The sequence below is a fragment of the Mesorhizobium sp. M8A.F.Ca.ET.218.01.1.1 genome, from assembly GCF_004791165.1.
In the GTDB taxonomy this organism is placed as follows: Bacteria; Pseudomonadota; Alphaproteobacteria; order Rhizobiales; family Rhizobiaceae; genus Mesorhizobium.
In genome coordinates, this window is the sequence record NZ_SRUZ01000033.1 from 1 (window position 1) to 790 (window position 790).

Below are 790 nucleotides of genomic sequence, written 5' to 3' on the forward strand. Positions count from 1 at the left end.
TATTGCCAGAGCCGGCCAGGCAAAGACCGATCCGAGGCAGCCTTCAAAGCAACATTTGTCTAAGCTTGTACGCTACCTCGGTGCGGTTGGTAGCCTTGAGCTTTTTCATGATATTTCGGATGTGGACTTTGACGGTGCTCTCGCACAGGTTGAGCTCGTAGGCAATTATCTTGTTCGCCTTGCCTGTCCTGAGCGCCTCCACAACCGCAGCTTCGCGTGTGGTGAACATGCCGGAGAGCGGACGGACACCGTTTGCGGTCGAGTGGATGATCTCTCGCAGCGCCAGCACGCAGCTGGCGGGTACAAAGATCCCTCCGGCACGAGCAAGACCAATGGCCTCGGCAGCGACCTTCACCGTCACGCTTGTGGGAATATAGCCTCGGGCGCCGCATTCGAGAGCCGCGAGAACCTCCCCTGGCTCATCGGAATCCACCACGACGATTACGGGTACGGTGCCAAACTCGGAAATTAAGTGCGCAAGTTCCGCCCGAACACTCTGGTCCGTGACCTTCCTGGCGCCAAGAATTACGAGGATCGCGGACGGCTCCTCGTCCCCGCCAATGTGCTGGATTTCGTCAAGCGATCCTACCGCGCTAACGCGCAAGGTGGGATTGTGTTCGATAAGGCCGCGCGCAAGGCATTCACGCTCAAGCGCTCGCTTGTCGACAATCATAACCAAGCCTTCGCTCGGACGTCCTTCGTCGAGATCGGACCTGCCAAGACCATTCGCGTCCGGCAGATGTCCATTGTGTAACGGTTTTGTTGCATCGTTCCAAAAATCGGAAATTTG

1 protein-coding gene is annotated in these 790 nt (G+C 57.2%); it reads right to left on the minus strand.

What is annotated here, in order from left to right:
* Nucleotides 1-43: 43 nt before the first annotated feature.
* Nucleotides 44-673, minus strand: coding sequence for a response regulator transcription factor (locus EN861_RS34250; RefSeq protein ID WP_135867839.1), 630 nt, complete (start codon nt 671-673; stop codon nt 44-46).
* Between the last annotated feature and the right edge of the window lie 117 nt (nt 674-790).

Bases quoted from the DNA above. Each gene is read 5' to 3' on its own strand.
- EN861_RS34250 (WP_135867839.1), bottom strand. From the start codon at position 673: ATGATTGTCGACAAGCGAGCGCTTGAGCGTGAATGCCTTGCGCGCGGC.